The following is a 25,184-nucleotide window of genomic DNA, read 5'->3' as shown; positions in this document are numbered from 1 at the left end:
CAAAGTATATCAAAAATTCTCTTTTTGTGCTAAAATAAAGGAGTTACAATTTCCGATGGCGGGAGAGAACTCTCCAAGTGAGCAATCACTACCATTAAGCCTGTAACCGAAAAATACTTAAGAAGTAGGGGAAATAAAGAATGTCAGAAAAACGTCTATTCACATCAGAATCAGTTTCAGAAGGACATCCAGATAAGGTTGCTGACCAAATCTCGGATGCTATCCTTGATGCCATTGTGGCACAAGACCCAGATGCACACGTAGCCTGTGAAACAGTAGTTTACACAGGTACAGTTAATGTATTTGGGGAGATATCAACATCAGCTTATGTTGATATTGCTGGAGTGGTTCGTGAGACAATCAAAAATATTGGCTATACAGACAGTGAAAATGGATTTGACTATAAATCAGTCGGTGTCCATGTTTCACTTGTAGAGCAGTCACCAGATATTGCCCAAGGGGTAAACGAAGCAGAAGAAGTTCGTGGTAAAGATGGAAAAATCATTGATCCACTTGATCTTATCGGTGCTGGTGACCAAGGGATGATGTTTGGTTATGCAACCAACGAAACAGAAGAATATATGCCACTTGCGATTTCACTTAGCCATAAGCTAGTGAAAAAATTAGCAGACTTACGTAAGTCAGGTGATATCAGCTACCTTCGTCCAGATGCAAAATCACAAGTTACAGTAGAATATGATGAAGCAGGACAAGTTAAGCGTGTAGATACAGTGGTTATTTCAACACAACACGCAGCTGAAGCTACTAATGAAGAAATTCGCCGAGATGTTATTGAAAAAGTAATCAAGGAAGTTATTCCGGAAAATCTTCTTGATGATGAAACAAAATACTTTATTAATCCAACAGGTCGCTTTGTTATTGGTGGACCTCAAGGAGATTCTGGTTTGACTGGCCGTAAGATAATCGTAGACACTTATGGTGGGTACGCACCTCATGGTGGTGGTGCTTTCTCAGGTAAAGATGCCACAAAAGTTGACCGTTCAGCTTCATACGCAGCACGTTATGTTGCCAAAAATATTGTTGCTGCCGGTTTGGCAGATAAAGCTCAAGTCCAATTGTCTTATGCGATTGGTGTAGCTACACCAACCTCTGTAAATATTGAAACCTTTGGTACTGGAAAAGTTTCTGACGACATCTTATTGGCAGCTATCCGTGAAAACTTTGATTTGCGTCCGGCTGGTATCATCGAAATGCTAGATTTGCTCCGCCCAATTTATGGACAAACCGCCGCTTATGGTCATTTTGGTCGTACAGACATTGATCTTCCATGGGAACGTTTAGACAAGGTTGAAACACTTAAAGAATTGCTTTAAACAACAAAACTGTGTTATTATGCACAGTTTTTTTATTTTATAAAAATGCTATAAAGGAAGTTATTACGCAGTTGCTTTACTGGTTTTACTAATCATAATCTTTCATCTTTCACTCTGCAGGCTATCATGCTTTTAAAATCAAAATGTTAAAAAGTTGAAAGCGGTAAAATACTTAATTGAAACATATCCTAAAAAATGGTAAAATATAGGGAGTGTTTCTCTGCAAACACACATGAATTATAATCAAGCTATCTGCCTTATTGAACCGCGATAAGGCAGGTATGAATAAAAGGAGACAAATGAACGTCATATCACTCGTTCTGCTTGTCTTGTTGATTGTATTGGTTATTGCCTTTATTTTTTATGCCCAAAATATTAAGAAAAACAAGCAAGATGCTGAGAGTCTTTTTATGCAGGCAGAAAACAAGGCAAATGAGATAACGGCAAATGCACAGCGTGATGCTGCTCTTGTAAGAAAAGAAGCGGAAATCCTGAGGGACGAAGCAGAAGCATTCAAGAAAGAAGCGCGCTTTAATCTTCGCGAAGAAGAACAAAAGCAACGCCGTGAAATCGAAGATGAATTTAAGCAAGATCGTAAGGAGTTAAAAGAAACTGAACAACGCCTAAAACAACGTGAAGAAGTTCTAGACCGTAAGGATGATAAACTTACAAATAAAGAACGTAGCTTAGACTCTAAAGAGGAAGCGCTCTCTAAAAAAACTGATACACTCAATAAACGTGAGCAAGAACTTTTAGAAATTGAAGAAAAGAAACAAGAAGAATTAGAACGTATCGCTGCTTTAACAAAAGATGAAGCGAAAGAAATCATTCTTAGTGAAACCCGTGATGGTTTAACCAAAGAAATGGCACAGCTGATACGTTCAAGTGAAGAAAAAGCACATGCTGAAGCTGATAAACGTGCGAAAAACATTGTTTCACTTGCAATCCAACGTGTCTCTAGTGATTCGGTGGCTGAACAAACGGTATCAGTAGTTACTTTACCAGATGATGGCATGAAGGGACGGATTATCGGACGTGAAGGTCGGAATATCCGCACCTTTGAAGCCTTGACGGGTATCGACGTAATTATTGATGATACTCCAGAAGCTGTTGTATTATCTGGCTTTGATCCGATTAGACGTGAGATTGCACGAATGACCTTGGAGCAACTGGTTCAAGATGGTCGTATCCACCCTGCACGTATTGAGGAACTTGTTGAGAAAAATCGCAAAGCACTAGATCACAAGATGCGCGAGTATGGTGAACAAGCTGCCTTTGAAGTGGGAGCACATAACCTCCATCCAGATTTAATGAAAATCATGGGTCGCTTGCATTTCCGTACTTCTTATGGTCAAAATGTTCTTGACCATTCAGTTGAGGTGGCAAATGTTGCTGGAAACCTTGCTGGAGAGATGGGCGAAAATGTGAGTCTTGCAAAACGTGCCGGCTTCTTACATGATATCGGTAAAGCTCTGGATCATGAAGTTGAAGGTAGCCACGTCGAGATTGGTACAGAACTTGCACGTAAGTACAAGGAAAATCCAATCGTTATTAATACTATTGCGAGTCACCATGGAGATACAGAACCAAACAGTAATATTGCTACTTTGGTTGCTGCAGCTGATGCTTTAAGTGCAGCACGTCCTGGGGCACGTCGTGAGTCGATTGAAAATTATATTAAACGACTGCGTGATTTGGAAAATATCTCAACAAGTTTTGACGGTGTTGAAAGTGCCTTTGCATTACAAGCAGGACGCGAAGTTCGTGTCATGGTTAAGCCAGAAAAGCTTACAGATGATCAAATCGTAATTCTTGCACGAGATGTGAAAAATCGTATTGAAGACGAGATGGATTATCCAGGAAATATTAAAGTTACAGTTATTCGTGAAACACGAGCTATTGACTATGCAAAATAAAAAGTACTCCCAGCAGTACTTTTTTATTTTGAAGAAGAATAAATAAGTCATATTACAATTAGATTAATTAAAGTTACTTTGTGTTACGCGAAGTGGATATATAAGCCCAACTTTGCTAGAATAGATTGTAAACAATAAGTGAGGTTAAAAAGATGCCCGAACGTGGTTTATTAATTGTCTTTTCTGGTCCTTCGGGAGTAGGAAAAGGTACTGTCCGTGCGAAAATTTTTGAAAATGAAAATAACTTTGATTACTCTGTATCAATGACAACACGTGCACAACGCCCTGGTGAAGTAGATGGAAAAGATTATTATTTCCGCACACGTGAAGAGTTTGAAGAAATGATACGTAAAGGTGAGATGTTAGAGTATGCTGAATATGTCGGCAATTACTACGGTACACCTTTAACCTATGTCAATCAAACTTTAGATGAAGGTAAGGATGTATTTCTTGAAATCGAAGTGCAAGGAGCCTTGCAAGTTAAGGAGAAAGTACCAGATGGTGTATTTGTCTTCTTGACGCCCCCGGATTTGGAGGAGTTACGTGGTCGACTTGTTGGCCGTGGTACTGATAGTGCAGAAGTAATCAATAACCGGATGATGAAAGCAAAAGAAGAAATTCGCTTGATGAGTGAATACGACTATGCTGTTGTCAATGATAAGGTTGAACTTGCTGCAGAACGTGTCATCAAGATTATTGAGGCAGAACATTATCGTGTCGATCGTGTAATGGAGCGTTATGCACATATGATTGAGAAGTTAGATGAAGACGGTAAAAATTAAAAACAAGAGGCTTGAGATTTTAGCTGAAAGACGCTTAGGTTGTTTTAAATAAGAAGAACCCATTGGTGCCTGAGATCCAATGAAATAGCGTACAGAAAAGAAAAGAGGAAACTGATATGATGTTAGAACCTTCAATTGACAAATTACTCCAACACGTGGATTCAAAATATTCACTCGTGGTTTTGGAAGCCAAACGTGCCCATGAATTACGTGATGGCGAACGTCCTACAATGGAATTTAAATCTGTTAAACGTACATTACAAGCCTTGGAAGAAATCGCGGCAGGAACAGTAACGATTCACCCTTCGCCAGATGCTAAACGTGAAACATTGAAAGAAAAACGTGAATTAGAACGTCTTCAACAAAAAATGGCTGAAAAACTTATCCGCGAACAAATCGCGAAAGAAGAAGCCGAAGAAGAAGCAAAACAAAAAGGTAATCGTGCAGCTAAAGCAGCTGCAGCTGCAGCTGAATAAGAAATGGTACAAGCTTTCAAAGATTTATTTTATATAGAAAATCTTTGGAAGTTTTTCTTTATCCCAAATTCAGAGTTGACATTCGGTTAGCTCTTTTTGCTATAATTAAATTATTATATTTAGATACAGAAAAAGTAAGCAGAGGAGAAAAATGTTCAAAAAAATAGCACGAATTATTGTAGATGTTCCTCTGATGCAGACAGACAAACCGTTCTCCTATGCTATTCCTACAGAATTGCAAGAGATGATTGAGCCAGGAATGCGCGTTCATGTTCCCTTTGGTAAAGGCAATCGGCTAGTTCAAGGAATTATTATTGAAAGTGTAGATGAGGAAGAAGAGGGACTCAAAGAAATAGCGGAATTGCTCGACTTAGAGCCTGTCTTGACAAAGGAACAACTCCGCTTGGCAGATGAAATGCGCCATACTGTCTTTTCTTACAAAATTTCTTGCCTGAAAGCCATGTTGCCTAATTTATTGAATTCAAGCTATGATAAGATTTTGACTAATCAAGAAGGCATTCAAACCAAATGGAGCGCGCTTAGTGAAAGTCAAAAAGTCCGAGCATTAAAAGATGTCAAGTCAGGAAAGTTATCCGTTAACTACTCTGCAAAGTCAAAAGAAAATAAGAAAACAGAAAAGTATTTAAAGGGTAATGCTAAATTGGCTACCTTTGAGATTGGCAAAGCGGCCAAAAAAAGAGCAGAATTGAAAGATTATCTTTTAAACCAAGAAGCAAGTGTGCGTCAAAAAGACTTACCATTTTCTTCGGCTATCATCAAGTATTTTATAGAAAATGAACTTGTTGAAGTGACTGAAAAAGAGATTTCAAGAACAGCGGCTGTTTTTGAAGCTGTCGTTCCTGATAAAGCAAAAGTTTTGAATCATGAGCAGCAACTTGCCTTTGAGGCAATTGTTTCTTCTGCAGAAAAGCCTTTTTTACTGGAAGGAATTACAGGATCAGGAAAGACAGAAATTTATTTACAGGTTATTGAACATTTTTTGGAAAAGGGACAAACTGCAATTATGCTGGTGCCTGAGATTTCTCTAACACCACAAATGTCTAATCGTTTTATTGCGCGCTTTGGGGGAAAAGTTGCGATTATGCATTCGGGACTTTCGGATGGTGAAAAATATGACGAATGGCGTAAGATAAAGGAAGGACGAGCTCAGGTTGTTGTGGGGGCGCGTTCCGCTATCTTCGCACCTTTAGAAAATATTGGGGTTATTATTATTGATGAGGAGCATGAAACAAGCTACAAGCAAGATTCAAGCCCACGTTACCATGCCAGAGATATTGCCTTATTACGTGCACAATATCATCATGCACGGTTAGTTCTCGGTTCAGCGACCCCTAGTCTCGAAAGCCGAGCACGTGCTCAGCGAAATGTTTATCATTTATTGACACTCACACATCGAGCTAATGACCAAGCTTTCCTACCTGAAGTTCAAATCGTAGATATGCGTAATAACCTTAGTGATAAGTCGGCCAATTTCTCAGATATTTTACTACAAAAAATTCGCGAAAAAATTGAGCGAAATGAACAAGTAATCTTGATGCTTAACCGTCGGGGTTATAGTTCTTTTGTGATGTGTAGAGATTGTGGTTTTGTTGTTGAATGTCCGAACTGTGATATTTCTTTGACCCTTCATATGGATACGAAAACTTTGAATTGCCATTATTGTGGTCATCAAGAGGGGATTCCACAAGCGTGTCCGAGCTGTCAAAGTCGAAAAATACGGTATTATGGCTCAGGTACGCAGAAGGTTCAAGAAGAATTAGAAAAACTTCTACCAGAAATCCGCATTTTACGTATGGATGTAGATACAACAAAAACAAAAAATGCCCATGAGAAAATTTTAAATAAGTTTGGTCATCATGAGGCAGATGTACTTTTAGGAACACAAATGATAGCGAAGGGACTGGATTTTCCTAATGTGACACTGGTCGGTGTGATTAATGCGGACACTGGTTTAAATCTCCCCGATTTTCGAGCAAGTGAGCGCAGTTTTCAGCTGCTCATGCAAGTTGCAGGACGTGCTGGGCGTGCGGATAAAAAAGGTGAAGTTATCATCCAAACATTTAATCCAGGTCACTATGCGGTTAAACTTGTTGCTGATCAAGATTATGAAGCCTTCTACCGTCAAGAGATGTATTACCGGCAACAACTTTCTTATCCGCCCTATTATTTTACGGTTCAGATCTTAGTTAGTCATAAGGATGAGGATACAGTTGCAAAAAAAGCTTATGAGATAGCAAGCATAATTAAGTCAAGTTTATCAGAGAAGGCTAAAATATTAGGACCAACTCCAAAACCTATTGCACGAACACATAATCTTTATCATTATCAGATACTGGTGAAGTATCGTTTTGAGGAGCAACTGGAAGAAGTCTTAAATCAGGTCCTTGATTTAACACAAAAACGTGAAAATAAAGATGTTAGAGTTCTTATCGATAGTGAACCCCAAAGTTTTGTATAAAAATGACAAGCTACTTGTCGTTTTTTTTGTGGAACATTGTCTGAATTTTATCAGGTTTTCATTGCTTACATTTTTAAAGTTAGCACTATATGTTGTGTTGTGTTATAATTAAAAATGCCTTTAACCACTACATGTTGTGTTTGTGAGTTGGGGCGATTTTGAACAAAAAAAGTGTGTTCATGAGCTCAATGAACCTTTTCAAATAGTATTCTGGGAGTAAGAATACAAAAAGTTAGGAAGGAAAAAATGGCAGTGTTAGTATTAGCTGGAACAATTGGAGCTGGCAAAAGTTCACTTACAGAGATGTTAGCAGAAGAGCTGGGAACAGAGGCGTTCTATGAGAGTGTAGATGATAATGAGGTTTTGCCTCTCTTTTATCAAGATCCACAAAAATATGCCTTCTTGTTGCAAATCTATTTTTTAAATAAGAGATTTGACTCGATTAAAAGAGCACTTTCGCATAACAATAACGTGCTTGATCGTTCAATTTATGAGGACAGTTTGCTTTTTCACCTGAATGCAGATTTGGGACGAGCAACAGAGATTGAAGTAGAGGTTTATGATGCTTTACTGGAAAATATGTTAGAGGAAATCAATACGCTAACTTTTAAAAAGCGCCCTGATTTATTGATTCATGTAAGTGTATCTTTTGAAAAAATGTTGGAACGTATCCAAAAAAGAGGACGCGAATTTGAACAATTGGAATACGATAGTTCATTGTATGGCTATTATCAAGAGTTAAACAAGCGTTACGAAAAATGGTTTGAGGATTTTGATATTTGTCCTAAAATTCAGATTGACGGCGATAAGTATGATTTTGTTGAGGATGAAGAAGCAAAATTGTTTGTCCTTGAACAAATTAAAGATAAACTCGCAGAAATTGAGAAGGAGAACAACAAATGAATCTGACTGTTTTCTTATCAGCTCGTGATGGGAAAAATCCGACACATTTATTACGTAGCAAGAAACTCGGTGAAGCGATAACGCGTTGTGGACATACCTTAGTTTATGGAGGTTCCCAAGAAGGATGTATGGGTGCTGTATCAGATGCGGTGCTAGAGAACAAAGGACAAGTTATTGCTGTTTACCCGGATGGGGTTTTGCCTTTAGAACCACCTCGCCAAAATGCAACAGAGCTCTATCTGGCCAAAAATATGGATGAACGCAAGCGCAAGTTGATTGATCTGGGCGAAGCATTTATTATTTTGCCTGGAGGATTTGGGACAATGGAAGAAGTTTTTCAACTCTTGACAGAAATGAGTATTGGGCAAACAGCAATTCGCCCAGTTATTTTCATTGATAAAGACTTTTATCTTCCTTTATTTAATATGATTCAACAACAAACCAAAGAAGAAATGTTATCTTTAGAAGTTTTAGAAGCCGTTCATCTTGTTGAAACAACCGAACAAGCCATGGAGTTATTAGGAGATTTAAATTATGAACAAGCCATTTGAACAGGCAGTAAAAGTATATCTTGCAGCACCCTTTTTCAGCGAGATTCAAATTCAAAAAGTGGAAAAATTAGAAGCAGCACTTGCAAGTAATGAAACAGTAGCGTCTTATTTTAGTCCGATGCGTTGCCAACGTCCAGAAGGATTAGCAGAGGATATTGAGCCATTTACACCAGTGTGGGCAAAAGCTACGATGGAAAACGATGTTAAAGAAGTTGAAGCTGCTGATGTGATTGTTGCCATCTTAGATTATGATGGACAGGATACTGATTCGGGCACTGCATGGGAATTAGGCTATGCGATTGCGAAAGGCAAACCGACTTTCTTAGTACGTTTTGAAGAAGATGTACCGGGAAATATTATGCTCACAGAGCGAAATACCGCCTTCTTTACCGAAGTTGAGCAAGTAGAAACATATGATTTTATGGAAGCTCAAACCATACCTTATACCGGTAAATATATATAGTTATTATTTATTTTTTATTCATTTCGGAGCGAATAAATAACAAAAAGAGAGGTATTGATTTTCTCTCTTTTTCTTTTTTATCGTAAAGAAGAGTTATCCTAAGTTGAAAGCCTATAATTAAGGGTACGAAAAGGAATAGGGGGTAAGAAAATGTTATAATAAAGGGCACACATTTTTTATAGGATAAGAAAAAATTTTTTATGAAAAATAAAAGAGGAGGATGAAGAGCACGAGTAACCTGTTCAAGGAAATTATCATGCACTTGAAATATTAAGAAAAAGGTTTAGACAACGTGTTAAAATAATACTATGACAAAAACGAAAATCATATTTATGGGGACACCTCAGTTTTCTCAAACGGTTTTGCAAGGATTAATTGATAGCCAACGTTATGATATTTTAGCTGTGGTGACACAACCAGATCGTAAGGTGGGACGTAAGCAAGAACTTCGACAAACACCTGTAAAAGAGTTAGCATTGAAAGCTAACTTGAAAATTTTACAACCAGAGAAATTATCTGGTTCACCTGAAATGGAAGAATTGTTAGCCTTTGGCGCTCAAGGTGCAGGTATTGTAACGGCAGCCTTCGGACAATTTTTGCCGGAGAAATTGCTTGATGCAATGGCTTTTGCGGTAAATGTTCACGCGTCTTTATTGCCTAAATACCGTGGCGGAGCACCTATTCATTATGCAATTATGAATGGCGAAAAAGAAGCAGGCGTGACCATTATGGAGATGGTTAGAAAAATGGATGCAGGCGATATGGTTGCAAAAGCTTCTACTCCGATTTTAGAAGAAGATAATGTAGGTACAATGTTTGAAAAATTAGCTGTTGTCGGTCGTGACCTTCTTCTTGAAACACTCCCTCTCTATGTTGCAGGAGAAATCAAGCCAGAAGCACAGGATGAAACGCAAGCTACTTTTTCTCCAAACATTAGTCCTGAAGAAGAAAAAATAGACTGGACAAAAAATAATCGTCAAATCTTTAATCAGATTCGCGGTATGAATCCTTTCCCTGTGGCACATACCACATGGAATGAAGGGCGTTTCAAAATCTACAATAGTCGTTCCATTGACACAGACAAACACGGACAGCCTGGCGAAATCATTGACAAAACAAAAAAATCGCTCGTAGTGGCAACAGGTTCTGGTGCCTTAGAACTTTTAGAAGTACAGCCGGCTGGAAAGCCCAAAATGGATATTGTTAGTTTCCTCAATGGTTTAGGACAGAAAGTAAATATAGGTGATCAATTTGGCAAGTAATGCAAGACAAGTCGCACTCGATGTGCTTAACGATATTTTTGGGAATGATGCGTATGCGAATATCGCCTTAGATAGAACGTTACGTGAGGTACAACTTTCGGACTTAGATCGTAATTTTGTAACGGCTTTGGTCTATGGTGTAGTGTCCAAGGAAAAACTTTTGGAGTGGTATCTAGAGCCTTTCTTTAAAAAACAACCGAAACCTTGGGCCAAGATGCTTTTGATAATGACTATATATCAAATCCTTTTTATGGATAAAGTGCCAACTTCAGCTGCGGTTGATGAGGCTGTTAAGATAGCTAAACGTAAGGATGGACAGCAAGCAGGAAACTTTATTAATGCTGTTTTACGTAATTTTATGCGGTCAGAACGCCGAAATGAAGAACCAAAAACTTGGGAAATCAAATATTCTATGCCGAAACTTCTTTTGGATAAAATGGTACGTCAGTTTGGTGGGAAACGTACAGGAATGATTTTAGAGAGCTTAGAAAAACCAAGTAAAGCCAGTCTCAGAATAATTGATCCTCAAGTTACTATTCCTGACACAGTTCCTTCAGAACTCTCGCCGGTTGGCCGTGTGGCAGACCATGGTAATTTTGCTCATAGCCAAGCATTTATTGAAGGAAAAATGACCATTCAGGATGAGACAAGTCAGTTGGTAGCCCCACAACTTGATTTAACGGGAAGCGAGCGGGTTCTTGATGCCTGTGCTGCCCCAGGAGGTAAAACAACACATATCGCTCAATATCTTGATACAGGACATGTTACAGCCTGTGATTTATACGATCACAAGCTAAAGCTCATTGAAGACAATGCGGAACGTCAAGGCGTGTGGGAAAAAATTACGACAGTCAAAGCCGATGCAACACAATTAGAAGAACGTTTTGCAGATGATGAGGACTTTGACCGCATCTTGGTTGATGCACCGTGTTCGGGTATTGGTTTAATTCGTCGCAAACCTGATATTCGCTATCGTAAAGAAAGCTCTGATTTTCTTAATTTACAGGAAATCCAACTGAGAATATTGGACAGTGCTTCGAAAAAGCTGAAGAAAAATGGTATAATGGTTTACAGTACCTGCACAATTTTTGATGAAGAAAACTTTGAGGTAGTCAATAAGTTCCTTGAGGCTCATCCAGAATTTGAACAGGTTGAAATTTCGCACGAAAAAGAAGATATTGTCACAGACGGTTGTATTTTCATTACACCGGAAATGTACCATACAGATGGTTTCTTTATTGCGAAATTCAGAAAACTTTAATTCTTTTATAAGGAGCAAAAGTGGAATATAGTATTTTATCAGACATTGGTATGAAACGTACTGCCAACCAAGACTTTGCAGGCACTTATGTTAACCGCGCAGGTTATCGTCTTTTTCTTTTAGCAGATGGTATGGGTGGTCACAAAGCAGGCAATGTCGCTAGTAAATTAACCGTAGAGGATTTGGGGAAATTGTGGTCCGAATCATTTTTTGATGATGGCACACCTGTTGCGACAATGGAAACATGGCTTCGCAATCAAATCCGTAATGAAAGTGAAAATATTGCAGATTTAGGTAAACTAGATGAATATCAAGGGATGGGAACAACTCTTGAAGCTTTAGTGATGCAAGAAGGACAAGTCATTTCGGCTCACGTTGGTGACAGTCGTACCTATCTCATTCGTGATGGACAATTGCAAAAAATTACAACAGATCATTCTTTAGTTCAAGAACTTGTTGATGCAGGTCAAATTACTGAAGAGGAAGCTGAAATACACCCTAACAAAAATATCATTACACGTTCTCTTGGCCAGTCAGCCGAAGTACAAGCTGATTTACAAGCTGTTGATGTTCAGCCAGGGGACTATCTGTTAATGAACTCTGATGGTTTGACCAATATGATTTCTGCAGAGGAAATTTTAGAAGTTGTTTATTCTGAAGCAAGTATTGAAGAGAAAACGGAAATACTTGTAGGTCTTGCAAATGAAGCAGGTGGTCATGACAATATCACAGTAATCTTGGTGAAAATTGACGAAGAGTCTGCAGTGGTGAATGAAGATGTGGAGGTTGACTGATGATTCAAATCGGAAAAATCTTTGCAGATCGCTATAAAATCATTAAAGAAGTTGGTCGTGGTGGTATGGCCAATGTTTATCAAGGTGAAGATACATATCTTGATAATCGGCAAGTCGCTATTAAAGTTTTGCGTTCTAATTTTGAAAATGACAATATTGCTATTGCTCGTTTTCAAAGAGAAGCATTCGCAATGGCAGAACTTTCTCACCCCAATATCGTTAGTATTTCTGATGTAGGAGAGTCTGAAAATCAACAATATATCGTAATGGAATATGTTGATGGTATGACTTTAAAGCAATACATCAATGAACACGCCCCTTTATCAAATGATGAGGCAGTGAATATTACTTCAGAAATACTTTCGGCTATGGAATGTGCACATAACCACGGCATTATTCACCGGGATCTGAAACCGCAAAACGTGTTACTCTCACAAAGTGGTAACGTGAAAGTGACGGACTTCGGTATTGCCAAAGCCTTAACAGAAACGAGTTTAACACAAACGAACACGATGTTTGGTAGTGTTCACTACTTATCGCCAGAACAAGCGCGTGGTGCCAATGCAACGCTTCAGTCAGATATTTATGCTATTGGTATTATCTTGTTTGAGTTGTTGACAGGGCAGATCCCGTTTGATGGCGATTCTGCAGTAGCCATTGCCTTGAAACATTTTCAGGAAAATGTACCCAGCATTATCAACATCAACAAAAATGTACCTCAAGCGTTAGAAAATGTCGTAATCAAAGCAACAGCTAAAGATATCGACAATCGCTATGCGAATGTTGAGGAGATGATGACAGATCTCGCTACGGCTACCAGTTTGGATCGTAAAGGAGAACCGAAGCTTACCTTTGATAAGGATTTAGATGCAACTAAAGCATTGCCTAGTAAGTTAATTAATCCTTATGATACGAAGCCATTAATTGATCATCCGCAAGCTGAGCAAAAGGATGAAGCTAAAGATAAAGCGTCTGAAGATAAGGCAAAAACAGATTCTGAGCCAAAAAAGAAAAAATCACGCAAAGGCTTAATTGCTTGGATTATCCTTGCCCTTGTACTTATTGCAGGCGGCATCACAGCTTGGATGATTACAACACCTCAAAATGTTTCTGTTCCTGATGTGACAAATATGACACAGGCAGAAGCAGAAAGTAAACTGAAAGAGAAAAATCTTGCTGTAGGAAATATTATTCCCGAACTAAGTACGACGGTTGAAAAAGATAAAGTAACACGTACGAATCCTGAATCTGGATCAAATGTACGAAAAAATAGCAAAGTAGATATCTATGTCTCACAAGGTGCAACCGGCTTCAAGATGGACGACTATGTAGGTCAAAAATATGAAGACGTTGTTGACGAGCTTGTTTTGAATAAAAATATCAGTAAGAGCCAAATTAAGGTTAACTACGTGACAAGCTCCGAAGATTCTGGCACTATTGTGAAACAAACGCCAGCTAAAGGAGAGTTTTTCGATCCGACAGGTAACGATCAAATTACATTTGATGTATCCGAAGGCGAGACAGTAATTATGCCTGCGCTTGCTCTTACTTCAGGTGGATTAAGCTCAACATCAGCAATCAGTTACCTCAATCAGCTTGAAAGTCTTGGTGTTCCTACATCCAATATAACTTTTGTTGATGCTAGCACGGCTAGCAAGGTTTCAAGTTCTAACCTCGATGGTTATTATGTAACACAGACCAGCCCTGAATCAGGAAAAGAATTTAATCCTTCAAATACAAAAATTACATTGACAGTGGCTAAAGCTAACAATAGTAATACTGGAGGCAATCAAACGCCAGAAACCACAACTGAAACAACTCCGGAAACAACACCAGAGACGACTCCAGAAACAACACCAGAGACTTCACCAGAACAAGGTAAAGACTCTTCCAACCAAGAAAAAGATTCTTCATCAAACAATGGAAACACGAATAATACAACGGAACAATCGTCTTAATATAAAAAACTTCCAGATATCTGGAAGTTTTTTTGATACAGTAAAAGAAAAAAACTGCCCAAAGACAGTTTTTTCTGAGTCTTAACGACGAAGACCGAGTGAAGCGATAAGTTCGCGGTAACGTTGAACATCTTTTTCACGAAGGTAAGCAAGAAGGTTACGACGGTGACCGATTTTTTTCATCAATCCACGGTAAGTTGCGTGGTCTTTTTTGTGTGATTTGATGTGGTCGTTAAGGTGGTTGATTTCCCAAGTCAAAACAGCGATTTGAACTTCAGGTGAACCAGTATCGCCTTCAGTGCGCGCATATTGCTTGATGATTTCTTGTTTTTTTTCTTTTGAGATTGCCATGAGTTTTTCTCCTTTTTATTTAGTGCTCATACCGAGTAGAGCGCAGGCAAAGCGCAAAACCAAGAATGAGTTGTAAAAAACTACCTACTTATCTTACACTATTTTTAGACTTTTTACAAGCTTATTAGGTAACAAAAGCTGTTTTAGTTTAAGGTATTTTCTTTTTCAATCGTTGCAGTGATTGCATCAATTACTGTGGCTACAAAATGATTTTGTTCTAAAGAAACAACACCGGCAACAGTGGTCCCGCCAGGACTTGAAACTTTATCGACCAAAGTCCAAGGACCTTCACCTGATTCCAAAATCATTTGAGCAGAAGCTGCAACGGTTTCTGCAACGATTTTGGTAGCTTGATCTTTAGGAATACCATGAAGAACACCAGCTCGGCTCAAAGCATCAACAAACATATAGATATATGCAGGACTAGAACCAGCAATCGCTGTGAAAGTAGAAAAATCTTTTTCAGCAACTTCATGAACAGTACCGATGGAAGAGAAGATTTCTTGAGTCAACTGATAGATATCAGAACTTACATACTCATTACGTACAATCGCAGAAGTCGATTTTTGAATTTGTGCGTTAATGTTTGGCATTACGCGAATGATAGGAAAGTCATATGTTTTAGACATGTCTGATAAGGCTTCCAAATCGAAACCGGCTGCGATAGAAATAAGGGTTTTATCTTTCGTAAACAGAGGGGAAATTTCTTCCATGATGTCAGGCAAAATTTGAGGTTTGACAGCCATAACGATAAGATCAGATTGTTCAACGAGCTCACCATGTGAATGACTAGCAAACACACCCAATTTATCAGCTTGCTCCTGTGTCTTTCTCAAATCACGTCCCGAAATAAGCACGCGGACATTTGACTTATCAAGTCCAGTAATGATAGCAGATGCCATCTTACCGACACCTATAAAACCAATTGTTTTCATTTTATCTCCATTTTCTTTATAGTAGAACTTCCTTCATTTTAGCATATATTTTAGCATATTTATAGAAACAAAGACAATAATTAGAAATACTCTTAGAATGTGATATAATCGATGTATATTCTATTAGAAATTTAACAAGTTTTGGAGGCCATATAAAATGGAAAAATATGCAATTATACTCGCGGCTGGAAAAGGCACGCGCATGAAATCGTCTTTACCAAAAGTTCTTCACAATGTGGCAGGAAAAACAATGCTAGGTCACGTTTTACAAAGTGTGAATCAAGTGGATATGGAAAAACGTATCGTGATTGTTGGGCATGAAGCAGATAAAGTTATTGAAACTCTTCCTAAAGGAACAAACTTTGTGAAACAAGATGAGCAATTAGGAACTGGCCATGCGGTTCGTATTGCCTCAGATTTACTTGAAAATGAAGAAGGTGCAACTTTGGTTATTGCGGGAGATACACCTTTAATTACAGGCGAAACTTTAGAACAATTATTTGAGTATCATGTGGCGCAAAAAGCTACCGCAACTATTTTAACAGCTATTGCACCAAATCCTACAGGCTATGGACGTATCATCCGCGATGCTGAGGATTGTGTGGAAAAAATTGTGGAGCAAAAAGATGCTTCTGCAGAAGAACAAGCTATCCAAGAAATCAATACAGGTACTTATATCTTTGATAACAAGGCCTTGTTCTCAGCGCTTGAAAATCTTACAACGGATAACGCACAAGGGGAATACTACTTGACAGATGTTATCGAAATTTTCAAAAAGCAAGGAAAAACTGTTACGGCCCATATTTTAGAAGACTTTGATGAAAGTCTTGGTGTAAACGATCGTGTTGCTTTAGCACAAGCAGAAAAAATTATGCGTCGTCGCATCAACCATCAACATATGGTCAATGGTGTGACACTTATTGATCCAGAAACAACTTATATTGATGCAGATATCGAAATCGGTGAAGAAACGGTCATTGAACCAAATGTACAAATTATGGGTAATACCGTTATTGGTAAGAAAACCTTGATTACAAGTGGAAGCCGCATTGAGAATTCAGAAATTCATTCTCATTGTGAAATCCGTTCGTCATGGATTGAAAGCAGTAAAATGAACATTATGAGTAATGTTGGACCATATGCTCACTTACGCCCAGGAACGGTTCTCAGCGAAAAAGTTCATGTGGGTAACTTTGTTGAAATCAAGGGCTCAACACTCGGTAAAGGAACAAAAGCCGGTCACCTTACTTACATTGGTAATGCAACAGTTGGTGAAAAAGTGAACTTCGGTGCTGGAACAATCACTGTAAATTATGATGGTCAAAATAAATACAATACGGAAATTGATGATTTTGCCTTTATTGGTTCTAACTCAACATTAGTAGCACCACTTCGTGTGGGTAAAAACGCCTTGACTGCTGCCGGCTCAACCATTACTAAGGATGTTGCACCAGAAAGTATCGCAATTGGACGTTCACGTCAAGTTGAAAAGTCAGGTGCTGCACGTCGCTTGCCGCATTTTCGTGGTGAGTAAAATATAAGAAAATAAAGATAACGGAGATAAACATGCGAGAATTTGACGAGAAAAAGTTTGAAGAACCCACTTTGTCTCGTGAGCAAATTTTTCACGGACAAATTTTTCGAGTGGTAAAAGACTTAGTAAGTTTACCAGATGAAACAATGGCAACAAGAGAGCTAGTTTTTCATAATGGTGGTGTTGCTGTTGCACCAATAAGTGGAGATAAGCTTGTATTGGTAGGACAATATCGTAAAGCTTTTGAAAAATTTATTTATGAAGTGCCTGCGGGAAAACTTGAAGCCGATGAGTTGGATGACCCGAAAGCCGCCGCTTTACGTGAATTAGAAGAAGAGACGGGCTATACAGCAGAACAACTTGTCGAAATTACGAGCTTTTATGGTACACCTGGTTTTTCTTCTGAAAAAACATATCTTTATTTCCCTATTGGACTCACGAAGGTTGAAAACCCTCGTCCTAAAGACGAAGGAGAATTTCTTGAAATGATTGAAGTGACGCTTCCGGAAGCTAAGACAATGATTGAAGAAGGGCAAATTTGTGATGCTAAGACAATCATGGCTGTTTGGTACTGGGAGATGAGAAATCTGAAAAAACAAGGAGATTTAGATGCCTAAACCACTTTTGACAGATGATATCATTGAGGATGCAGAGCGAAAAAGAAGACGTTTAGAGAGAAGTCTCAAAGAAGAATTAGAGCAAGATCGAGAAATATCAGAGAAATACGATAAACTTGAACGTGATTTATCAAAAAATGCGGTTTATAAAAGTCGCCGCATTGAAAATGCCAAGCAGAAAAAACGAAGTAGTCGTGTAAACAAATGGCTCCTTATTACTTCGCTTGTTGTAATTGGGATAGGAATTTTGTTTTTCTGGTACTATTTCTAAACGATATCTATACCTCACATATATGTGGGGTTTTATTTTAAACTTTTATACTATATAATGTACTTACCACAATGAAAGAAAAAGGAGAATAAAAATGAAATTAGGAATTATTTGTGCAATGGAAGAAGAGCTCCGTACTCTTGTAGAAAATCTTGACAATGCAAGTAAGATTACACGTCACGGTTATGTCTTTCATACCGGCTCAATAGGTCGTCATGAGGTTGTACTGGTCCAATCAGGAATAGGTAAAGTGATGTCTGCAATGGCAGTTACATTGTTGGTTGAAGTTTTTTCCGTTGATGGGATTATTAATACAGGTTCTGCTGGTGCGGTTAATCACGAATTAAAAATAGGCGATGTTGTTGTTGCTGACAAGCTTGCTTATCATGATGTAGATGTTACAGCTTTTGGCTATGCTTTTGGGCAAATGGCGCAACAGCCGCTTTATTTTGAGAGCAGTAAATATTTCGTTTCAGAGCTTAAAAAAGCGATTGAGAATCCTGTTGTTGGTTTGATTACAAGCTCTGACAGTTTTATTTCTAGCGACGGTCGCATTGCTGAAATCAAAAAACACTTTCCAGATGTTTTGGCCGTTGAAATGGAAGGGGCTTCGATTGCCCAAGCAGCAACAGCCTTGAAAAAACCGTTTGTCATTATTCGTGCGATGTCGGATACAGCAAGCCACGACGCAAATGTGAAATTTGATGAATTTATTATTGAAGCTGGTCGCAAATCTGCTCAAACATTAATGAATTTTCTGAACAATATGGAATAAACGATAATTAGCTGACTTTTTTACCAGAAAAAGTTATAATAATAAAATCAATACATGGAAGTGGAGAAGAATGAAATGACTATTACTCAAGATTTCACACAAAAACTTTATGACAATTTTGCGGAAAACCCTAAATTTCGTGCTGTAGAGAATGCAGCGACGAAAAATGGGCTCCTGAATGCTTTGGAAGTTCGTAGCTCACATGCCAACAATATTCCAGAGTTTTCAATTGACCTTACCAAAGATAAAGTAACGAATCAAAAACAATCAGGTCGTTGTTGGATGTTTGCTGCTCTGAATACTTTCCGTCATAAAATGATTGGACAATTTAAGTTAGAAAACTTTGAACTGTCACAGGCTTACACTTTCTTTTGGGATAAATACGAAAAGTCAAATTGGTTTATGGAACAAATTATTAACCATGTAGATATGGACGATCGTCGCTTGAAATTTTTACTCCAAACACCACAACAAGATGGTGGACAATGGGATATGGTTGTGGCGCTTTTTGAAAAATACGGTGTTGTTCCTAAGGATATTTATCCTGAATCAGCAGCATCTTCTAATTCGCGTGAACTCAACCAGTATTTAGACAAACTGTTGCGCCAAGATGCTCAATTATTGAGAGAAGCACTGGCAAAGGGCGAAGATGTACAAGTTCTTAAAGAAGATTTGTTACAAGAAATTTTTAACTTTTTAGCAGCAACTCTTGGACTTCCTCCGCAACATTTTGAGTATGCATTCCGTGACAAAGAAAGCAAATTAGAAAAATTCTCAGGCACAGCCCAAGAATTTTATGCTCAATATGTGGATATCAAACTTGATGACTATGTTTCAGTCATTAATGCACCAACAGAAGATAAACCTTACAACAAATCATACACAGTTGAATTTCTGGGAAATGTGGTTGGAGCTCGTGATGTTAAGCACTTGAATCTTGACATGGATCGTTTCAAAAAACTCGCCATTGCACAAATGCAAGCAGGTGAAACAGTTTGGTTTGGTTGTGATGTTGGACAAGTTTCAAATCGTAAGGATGGTTTGTTGACTCTTGATGCATATGATTTTGAGACAGCGCTTGATATTCACTTTACACAGGATAAAGCCTCACGCTTAGATTATGCTGAATCTTTGATGACACATGCTATGGTTTTAACAGGTGTAGATTTGGATGAAAATGGAGCACCTACGAAATGGAAAGTTGAAAACTCTTGGGGGAAAGATGTTGGTAAGGAAGGCTATTTTGTGGCCTCTGATGCGTGGATGGATGAATATACCTACCAAATCGTAGTACGTAAAGATTTGCTCACTCCTGAAGAACTTGCAGCCTACAATGCTGAACCTCAGATCCTCTTACCTTGGGATCCTATGGGAGCTTTGGCTTAAAAGAAGAGAAGATGTCCCATATGGACATCTTTTTTGCTATAATAATATTATGGAAAATACGGATATCATATACGGCTTACATGCTGTAACAGAGTCACTCAATGCAGGAGTAGTCAATAAACTCTATGTCGAGGAAAAATTACGGGGTAAGAACGTTGAGAAAATCAAGGAACTTGCGCGTGAAAAAAAAGTAAACATCTCTTGGACACCCAAAACTGAATTAAATAAAATATCAGAAAATGGAGTTCATCAAGGTTTTGTTGCCCGTGTGGCAGAATTTGCTTATGCAGAATTGGCAACAATTTTAGCGCAAGTTTCGGACAAAGAAACTGCGACAATTTTAATTTTAGATGAGCTGACAGACCCCCACAATTTAGGATCAATTGCCCGAACAGCAGATGCAACAGGAGTAGATGCGATTATTATTCCAAAACACCGTGCGGTAGGCATCACGCCAACAGCAGTAAAAGCAAGTACAGGTGCTTTGCAACATGTGCCCGTGGTACGTGTTACTAATCTTTCTCAAACGTTAGATAAACTAAAAGAAGCTGGATTTTGGACTTTTGGAACCGACATGGACGGTACCACTTATTCTAAATGGAATACCTCAGGTAAAGTTGCCTTGGTGATTGGAAATGAAGGAAAAGGTATTGGTCAAAATCTGAAAAAACAAGTGGACGAGATGATTACTATTCCGATGGTTGGCCATGTTCAAAGTTTGAATGCAAGTGTTGCTGCCAGTATTTTGATGTACGAAATTTTTAGAAATAAGATGTAAGGGGGAAAAGATGACTTTTCGCATTGTTACCGATTCAACAGCGGATTTGAGTGAAGATTATTTACAAAAATACGACATAGCTGTATTAGGAATGACTGTCACTATTGGTGAGCAAACCTATCCAACTATTGGCGAAAATAGCCTGAGTAATGAACACCTTCTCCGAGAAATTAAAGCAGGCAAAACTGTTCAAACATCACAAATTAATTCTGGCCAGTTTTCCGAGTTATTCAAAAAATTTATAAGCCAAAATCCAGAAGAAGAAATTGTGTATCTGGCCTTTTCATCAGGCTTATCAGGGACTTATCAATCTGCCGTTATTGCTCGAGAGATGATTCTAGAAGAATATCCGAAAGCTAAAATTACGGTAGTGGATACATTGGCCGCAGCTTCTGGAGAGGGTTTCTTGGTCCAAGAAATGGTGAATCTACGAGAATCTGGGAAGAGTTTGACAGAAGCGTTGCCTATTTTTGAAGCACTTATTTTACGCCTCAAGAGTCTTTTCATGGTTGACGACTTGAATCATCTGGCACGTGGAGGACGTATTCCCAAAGCTGTTGCTATGGTTGGAACGATGGCCAACATCAAACCTCTCCTTACCGTAGATGCAGAAGGCAAGTTGACACAACTGACTAAAGTACGTGGCAAGAAGAAAGCAATAAAAAGTTTAGTTGACATGACACTTGAAGAGATGGACCCGGCTTATTCACATGTAATTGTGGCCTATTCTGGGAGCGAAGCCACTGCTCAAGAAGTGAAACAACTCTTCTTGGAACAACATGTTGACAAGGTTGACATCCGTCCTCTGAGTCCAACGATTGTCACTCATACAGGTTCTGGTACTTTGGCGATTTTTTCAATTACTAAAAAAAATAGAAAATAATATAAAAAATCACAGTTGAACTCTTGTTTTACTGTGATTTTGTGTTAAAATATAGAGTGAGTGTAAACTCGATAAATTGAAAATATGAATTGTGATATGTGAGGAAAGGGGTCGCTTTTATGCTAAAAAGTGGACTTTATACGGGCGTTGACATCGGTACAAATACTATTAAAGTGTTGGTTGCGGAGTACGTCTCAGACGAAATGAATATAATTGGCGTCGGTAATGCAAAATCTGACGGTCTAAAAAACGGAATTATTGTAGATATTGAAAAGGTGGCAACAGCTTTGCGCAAGGCTGTTAACGCTGCTGAAGAACGTGCGGGGATTACGATTGACAAAATTAATGTCAGTATTCCTGCCAATCAACTCGAAATGGAAAACTGCCAAGGCATGGTTCCAATTATCGGGACTTCAAAAGAAATTACAGAAGATGATGTAATGCAAACGGTGCAAAATGCATTGATGCGTGGTGTAGTTCCTGAACGTGAAATAATTTCTGTAGAGACAACTGAGTTTACAGTTGATGATTTCACAGGAATATCTGACCCTCGTGGGATGTTTGGTGTGCGTTTAGGTATGCGTGGTATCATTTATACTGGTCCAAAAACATTAGTACACAACATTCGTAAAGTTGTGGAACGTGCTGGCTTGATTGTGGATAATCTCGTGATTGCTCCGCTGGCTATGAGTCACTATGTACTTTCAGAAGGAGAACGTGAGTTTGGTACAGTAATGATTGATCTTGGTGCAGGCCAAACAACAGTTTCCGCTGTTCGTGATCAACAGCTGAAGTTTGCACATACAAGCCCAGAAGGTGGCGATTATGTGACACGTGATATTTCTACTGTACTCAATACTTCATTGAGTGAAGCAGAAGATTTGAAACTAAATTATGGTGAAGCAAGTACTGAGCGCGCCAGTCAAGAAGAATACTTCCCGGTTGACGTTGTTGGACAAACAGACCCAGAAGAAATTACAGAATATTACCTTTCACAAATTATTGAAGCACGTTTAACACAAATTTTTAACCGTGTGAAATCAGATTTGGAAAACACTCGTTCATTAGACTATCCTGGTGGAATTGTGGTGCTTGGTGGAGCTGCGGCAATGCCTGGCACAGTGAATCTTGCAACAAAAGTTATTGGGATGAACGCACGTCTTTTCGTACCAAGCGAAATGGGCTTACGTAACCCAGCTTTCGCACAAGTAATCAGTGTTGTCAACTACGTTGGTGAACGCACAGACATTGATCGACTTGTATCACAAGCCATTGCTTCTGACAGCACATATGTTGCTCCTGTTGCGCAATATGAAGAACCTGTTCTTCCGGCAACAGATACAATGGATTATGAAGAAAATAACTTCTACCAAACAGAAGCTCCAACTCGTCCAGTTGCTCAACCAGCAGCTGAACCTGAAGAAGAAAAAGAAGGTGTTGTGGATCGTATGCGCAACATGTTCTCAAACCTTTTTGACTAAAACGACTTAATAACGGAGAAATAAAACATGGAATTTTCATTTGATACAGAAATCGCTCAAGGCGCTGTAATTAAAGTTATCGGTGTTGGTGGCGGCGGTGGTAACGCAGTTAACCGCATGATTGAAGAAGGCGTTTCTGGCGTTGACTTTATCGTAGCTAATACAGATGTACAAGCTTTGCGCAGTTCAAAAGCAGATACAGTAATTCAACTTGGCCCAAAATTGACACGAGGACTTGGTGCAGGTGCACAGCCTGAGGTTGGTCGCCGTGCCGCAGAAGAATCTGCAGAAACAATTGCCCAATCTTTTGAAGGCGCAGATATGGTCTTCATCACTGCTGGTATGGGTGGTGGAACAGGAACAGGTGCTGCTCCGGTAATCGCTCAAATCGCAAAAGAAATTGGTGCTTTGACAGTTGCAGTTGTAACTCGTCCATTTGGTTTTGAAGGCTCAAAACGTAGCTACTTTGCAACAGAAGGTATTGAAGATCTTCGTGCAAATGTAGACACATTACTTATCATCTCAAACAACAACTTGCTTGAAATCGTTGATAAGAAAACTCCTTTGACAGAGGCATTGCGTGAAGCAGATAATGTTCTCCGCCAAGGTGTTCAAGGTGTTACTGACTTGATTACAAATCCAGGTATGATTAACCTTGACTTCGCCGATGTGAAAACAGTTATGGCGAACAAAGGAGATGCCCTCATGGGTATCGGTGTTGCAACTGGTGAAGATCGTGTCATCGAAGCAACACGTAAAGCGATTTACTCACCATTGCTTGAAACAACAATTGAAGGTGCTGAAAATGTACTCCTTAATGTTACAGGTGGTATGGATATGAGCCTTATTGAAGCTCAAGATGCTTCAGAAATTGTTATTCAAGCTGCAGGTAACGATGTGAACATCTTGTTGGGTACATCTATTGATGACTCACTCAGTGATGAAATTCGTGTTACTGTTGTAGCAACAGGTGTTTCACAAGATGCAACTGATGAATATTTAGGAACATCTACAGCTCCAGTTGTAGATGAACCACGTCGTCAACCTAACTTTCAACATACTTCGATGAAACAAGCCTCAACGCCAACTTCACGACCAGCACAAGCTTCACAGCCTTCACAAGCACAACAAGCTCCTACACAAAAATCAGGATCTGCTTTTGGCGATTGGGATCTTCGTCGTGATGCTTCACCGCGTCAAAACGGAAATCAAAACCGTGAAAACTCATCGAATGTTACAAGCTTCTCAGGTATCCCATCTACAGATGAAGATATCGATACTCCACCATTTTTCCGTAAATAATGAGTATAGCAGAAAATGTTAAAAATATTTTGAACAAGGTAGATGTGGCAAAAGCTACATCTCCTTATTCAAATCAAGACGTTCAGGTGATTGCCGTAACCAAGTATGTCGATACTGCAAAAGCAGCACAAGTAGTTGAAGCAGGTATTCATCATTTAGCAGAAAATCGTACAGATTTATTTCTTGAAAAATATAAGGCTCTTGAAAACAAAGATATTACTTGGCATCTCATCGGAAATTTGCAACGCCGTAAAGTAAAAGATGTCATTAATTTAGTTGATTACTTTCATGCTTTAGATTCGGTCAAGCTTGCCAAAGAAATTGAAAAACGTGCGGAACATATGATAAAATGTTTCCTCGAAGTCAATATCTCAGGTGAAGAGACAAAACATGGATTTGCGCCAGAAGACATAGATCAAGCTTTAGCAGAAATTTCACAGTTAGATAATGTGGAAATTGTGGGCTTGATGACGATGGCGCCGATTGATGCTGATAATGAGCAGTTGGATAACATTTTCGCTTCGATGAAGCAATTGCAAATCGAAATTGCGGCTAAAGAAATTACTAATATTCCTTGTACTGAATTGAGTATGGGAATGAGCCGTGATTATACAAGAGCAATTCAACAAGGAGCGACCTTTGTTCGAATTGGTACAGCATTTTTTGAATAAAATTTGTATAGAATCTTAAGC

At 38.8% G+C, this 25,184-nt stretch carries 24 protein-coding genes; 22 read left to right on the top strand and 2 right to left on the bottom strand.

Annotated features, from left to right (window positions below; genetic code table 11):
- The first annotated feature begins 140 nt into the window (after nucleotides 1–140).
- The 12 genes from metK to pknB all read left to right on the top strand — a co-directional run bounded on the left by metK (nucleotide 141) and on the right by pknB (nucleotide 14,179).
- The gene (gene metK, locus lgb_RS08620) at nucleotides 141–1,334 is read left to right on the top strand and encodes a methionine adenosyltransferase (protein ID WP_017370549.1); all 1,194 of its coding nucleotides are present in this window, start codon (nucleotides 141–143) and stop codon (nucleotides 1,332–1,334) included.
- A gap of 299 nt (nucleotides 1,335–1,633) precedes the next feature.
- Entirely contained in the window at nucleotides 1,634–3,250 is a 1,617-nt protein-coding gene (rny, locus tag lgb_RS08615) for a ribonuclease Y (RefSeq protein WP_019294063.1), read from the top strand.
- Between the two features lie 152 nt (nucleotides 3,251–3,402).
- A complete protein-coding gene (gene gmk / locus lgb_RS08610; RefSeq protein WP_017369120.1) occupies nucleotides 3,403–4,032 on the top strand; it encodes a guanylate kinase in 630 nt (209 codons plus the stop codon).
- 116 nt (nucleotides 4,033–4,148) lie between these two features.
- Nucleotides 4,149–4,508: a DNA-directed RNA polymerase subunit omega gene (rpoZ, locus tag lgb_RS08605; protein ID WP_003133436.1), complete on the top strand. Its 360-nt coding sequence runs from the start codon at nucleotides 4,149–4,151 to the stop codon at nucleotides 4,506–4,508.
- Nucleotides 4,509–4,659: 151 nt separating this feature from the next.
- Nucleotides 4,660–6,987: a primosomal protein N' gene (locus lgb_RS08600; RefSeq protein WP_019294062.1), complete on the top strand. Its 2,328-nt coding sequence runs from the start codon at nucleotides 4,660–4,662 to the stop codon at nucleotides 6,985–6,987.
- Between the two features lie 246 nt (nucleotides 6,988–7,233).
- Entirely contained in the window at nucleotides 7,234–7,890 is a 657-nt protein-coding gene (locus lgb_RS08595; RefSeq protein ID WP_019292455.1) for a deoxynucleoside kinase, read from the top strand.
- Nucleotides 7,887–8,441: an LOG family protein gene (locus lgb_RS08590; protein WP_019294061.1), complete on the top strand. Its 555-nt coding sequence runs from the start codon at nucleotides 7,887–7,889 to the stop codon at nucleotides 8,439–8,441. The genes lgb_RS08595 and lgb_RS08590 overlap by 4 nt, the downstream gene beginning before the upstream one ends.
- On the top strand, nucleotides 8,425–8,904 hold the full coding sequence (locus tag lgb_RS08585) for a nucleoside 2-deoxyribosyltransferase (protein ID WP_019294060.1): 480 nt from the start codon (nucleotides 8,425–8,427) through the stop codon (nucleotides 8,902–8,904). The genes lgb_RS08590 and lgb_RS08585 overlap by 17 nt, the downstream gene beginning before the upstream one ends.
- A 308-nt stretch (nucleotides 8,905–9,212) precedes the next feature.
- Entirely contained in the window at nucleotides 9,213–10,166 is a 954-nt protein-coding gene (fmt, locus tag lgb_RS08580; RefSeq protein ID WP_019294059.1) for a methionyl-tRNA formyltransferase, read from the top strand.
- Nucleotides 10,156–11,427 carry a 16S rRNA (cytosine(967)-C(5))-methyltransferase RsmB gene (rsmB, locus tag lgb_RS08575; RefSeq protein ID WP_017370556.1) on the top strand — a complete coding sequence of 424 codons (1,272 nt, stop codon included), beginning with the start codon at nucleotides 10,156–10,158 and terminating at the stop codon, nucleotides 11,425–11,427. The genes fmt and rsmB overlap by 11 nt, the downstream gene beginning before the upstream one ends.
- Before the next feature lie 20 nt (nucleotides 11,428–11,447).
- Nucleotides 11,448–12,221, top strand: a complete 774-nt coding sequence (locus lgb_RS08570; RefSeq protein WP_017370557.1) for a Stp1/IreP family PP2C-type Ser/Thr phosphatase — start codon at nucleotides 11,448–11,450, stop codon at nucleotides 12,219–12,221.
- Nucleotides 12,221–14,179 carry a Stk1 family PASTA domain-containing Ser/Thr kinase gene (pknB, locus tag lgb_RS08565; protein ID WP_019294058.1) on the top strand — a complete coding sequence of 653 codons (1,959 nt, stop codon included), beginning with the start codon at nucleotides 12,221–12,223 and terminating at the stop codon, nucleotides 14,177–14,179. Before lgb_RS08570 ends, pknB begins: the two co-directional genes overlap by 1 nt.
- Before the next feature lie 81 nt (nucleotides 14,180–14,260).
- On the opposite strand, the gene rpsO is transcribed toward pknB, so the two are convergent.
- Both rpsO and proC read right to left on the bottom strand, forming a co-directional pair.
- Nucleotides 14,261–14,530, bottom strand: coding sequence for a 30S ribosomal protein S15 (rpsO, locus tag lgb_RS08560; RefSeq protein ID WP_017369110.1), 270 nt, complete (start codon nucleotides 14,528–14,530; stop codon nucleotides 14,261–14,263).
- Nucleotides 14,531–14,673: 143 nt separating this feature from the next.
- Nucleotides 14,674–15,465 (bottom strand): pyrroline-5-carboxylate reductase, encoded by a 792-nt coding sequence (gene proC / locus lgb_RS08555; RefSeq protein ID WP_017370559.1) that lies wholly within the window; start codon nucleotides 15,463–15,465, stop codon nucleotides 14,674–14,676.
- 157 nt (nucleotides 15,466–15,622) lie between these two features.
- Here proC and glmU point away from each other — a divergent pair, with 157 nt between their 5' ends.
- The 10 genes from glmU (at nucleotide 15,623) to lgb_RS08505 (ending at nucleotide 25,163) form a co-directional block, all read left to right on the top strand.
- The gene (gene glmU / locus lgb_RS08550; RefSeq protein WP_017370560.1) at nucleotides 15,623–16,999 is read left to right on the top strand and encodes a bifunctional UDP-N-acetylglucosamine diphosphorylase/glucosamine-1-phosphate N-acetyltransferase GlmU; all 1,377 of its coding nucleotides are present in this window, start codon (nucleotides 15,623–15,625) and stop codon (nucleotides 16,997–16,999) included.
- Nucleotides 17,000–17,031: 32 nt separating this feature from the next.
- On the top strand, nucleotides 17,032–17,616 hold the full coding sequence (locus lgb_RS08545) for an NUDIX hydrolase (protein ID WP_019294057.1): 585 nt from the start codon (nucleotides 17,032–17,034) through the stop codon (nucleotides 17,614–17,616).
- Nucleotides 17,609–17,887: a cell wall synthase accessory phosphoprotein MacP gene (macP, locus tag lgb_RS08540; RefSeq protein ID WP_003133453.1), complete on the top strand. Its 279-nt coding sequence runs from the start codon at nucleotides 17,609–17,611 to the stop codon at nucleotides 17,885–17,887. The genes lgb_RS08545 and macP overlap by 8 nt, the downstream gene beginning before the upstream one ends.
- Nucleotides 17,888–17,981: 94 nt before the next feature.
- A complete protein-coding gene (locus lgb_RS08535) occupies nucleotides 17,982–18,662 on the top strand; it encodes a 5'-methylthioadenosine/adenosylhomocysteine nucleosidase (protein ID WP_061414501.1) in 681 nt (226 codons plus the stop codon).
- Nucleotides 18,663–18,737: 75 nt separating this feature from the next.
- On the top strand, nucleotides 18,738–20,048 hold the full coding sequence (pepC, locus tag lgb_RS08530) for an aminopeptidase C (protein WP_019294088.1): 1,311 nt from the start codon (nucleotides 18,738–18,740) through the stop codon (nucleotides 20,046–20,048).
- Nucleotides 20,049–20,097: 49 nt separating this feature from the next.
- Complete coding sequence (gene rlmB / locus lgb_RS08525) at nucleotides 20,098–20,826, top strand: 23S rRNA (guanosine(2251)-2'-O)-methyltransferase RlmB (RefSeq protein WP_017370564.1); 729 nt, start codon at nucleotides 20,098–20,100, stop codon at nucleotides 20,824–20,826.
- A gap of 10 nt (nucleotides 20,827–20,836) precedes the next feature.
- Nucleotides 20,837–21,709, top strand: a complete 873-nt coding sequence (locus lgb_RS08520; protein ID WP_019294089.1) for a DegV family protein — start codon at nucleotides 20,837–20,839, stop codon at nucleotides 21,707–21,709.
- 119 nt (nucleotides 21,710–21,828) lie between these two features.
- A complete protein-coding gene (gene ftsA, locus lgb_RS08515) occupies nucleotides 21,829–23,190 on the top strand; it encodes a cell division protein FtsA (RefSeq protein ID WP_017370566.1) in 1,362 nt (453 codons plus the stop codon).
- 27 nt (nucleotides 23,191–23,217) lie between these two features.
- Nucleotides 23,218–24,492 carry a cell division protein FtsZ gene (gene ftsZ / locus lgb_RS08510; protein ID WP_019294090.1) on the top strand — a complete coding sequence of 425 codons (1,275 nt, stop codon included), beginning with the start codon at nucleotides 23,218–23,220 and terminating at the stop codon, nucleotides 24,490–24,492.
- Entirely contained in the window at nucleotides 24,492–25,163 is a 672-nt protein-coding gene (locus lgb_RS08505; RefSeq protein ID WP_017370568.1) for a YggS family pyridoxal phosphate-dependent enzyme, read from the top strand. Before ftsZ ends, lgb_RS08505 begins: the two co-directional genes overlap by 1 nt.
- The last annotated feature ends 21 nt before the right edge of the window (nucleotides 25,164–25,184 follow it).

The organism is Lactococcus petauri (assembly GCF_023499275.1).
Lineage (GTDB): Bacteria > Bacillota > Bacilli > Lactobacillales > Streptococcaceae > Lactococcus > Lactococcus petauri.
This window is presented reverse-complemented; position numbering and strand designations above follow the sequence as displayed.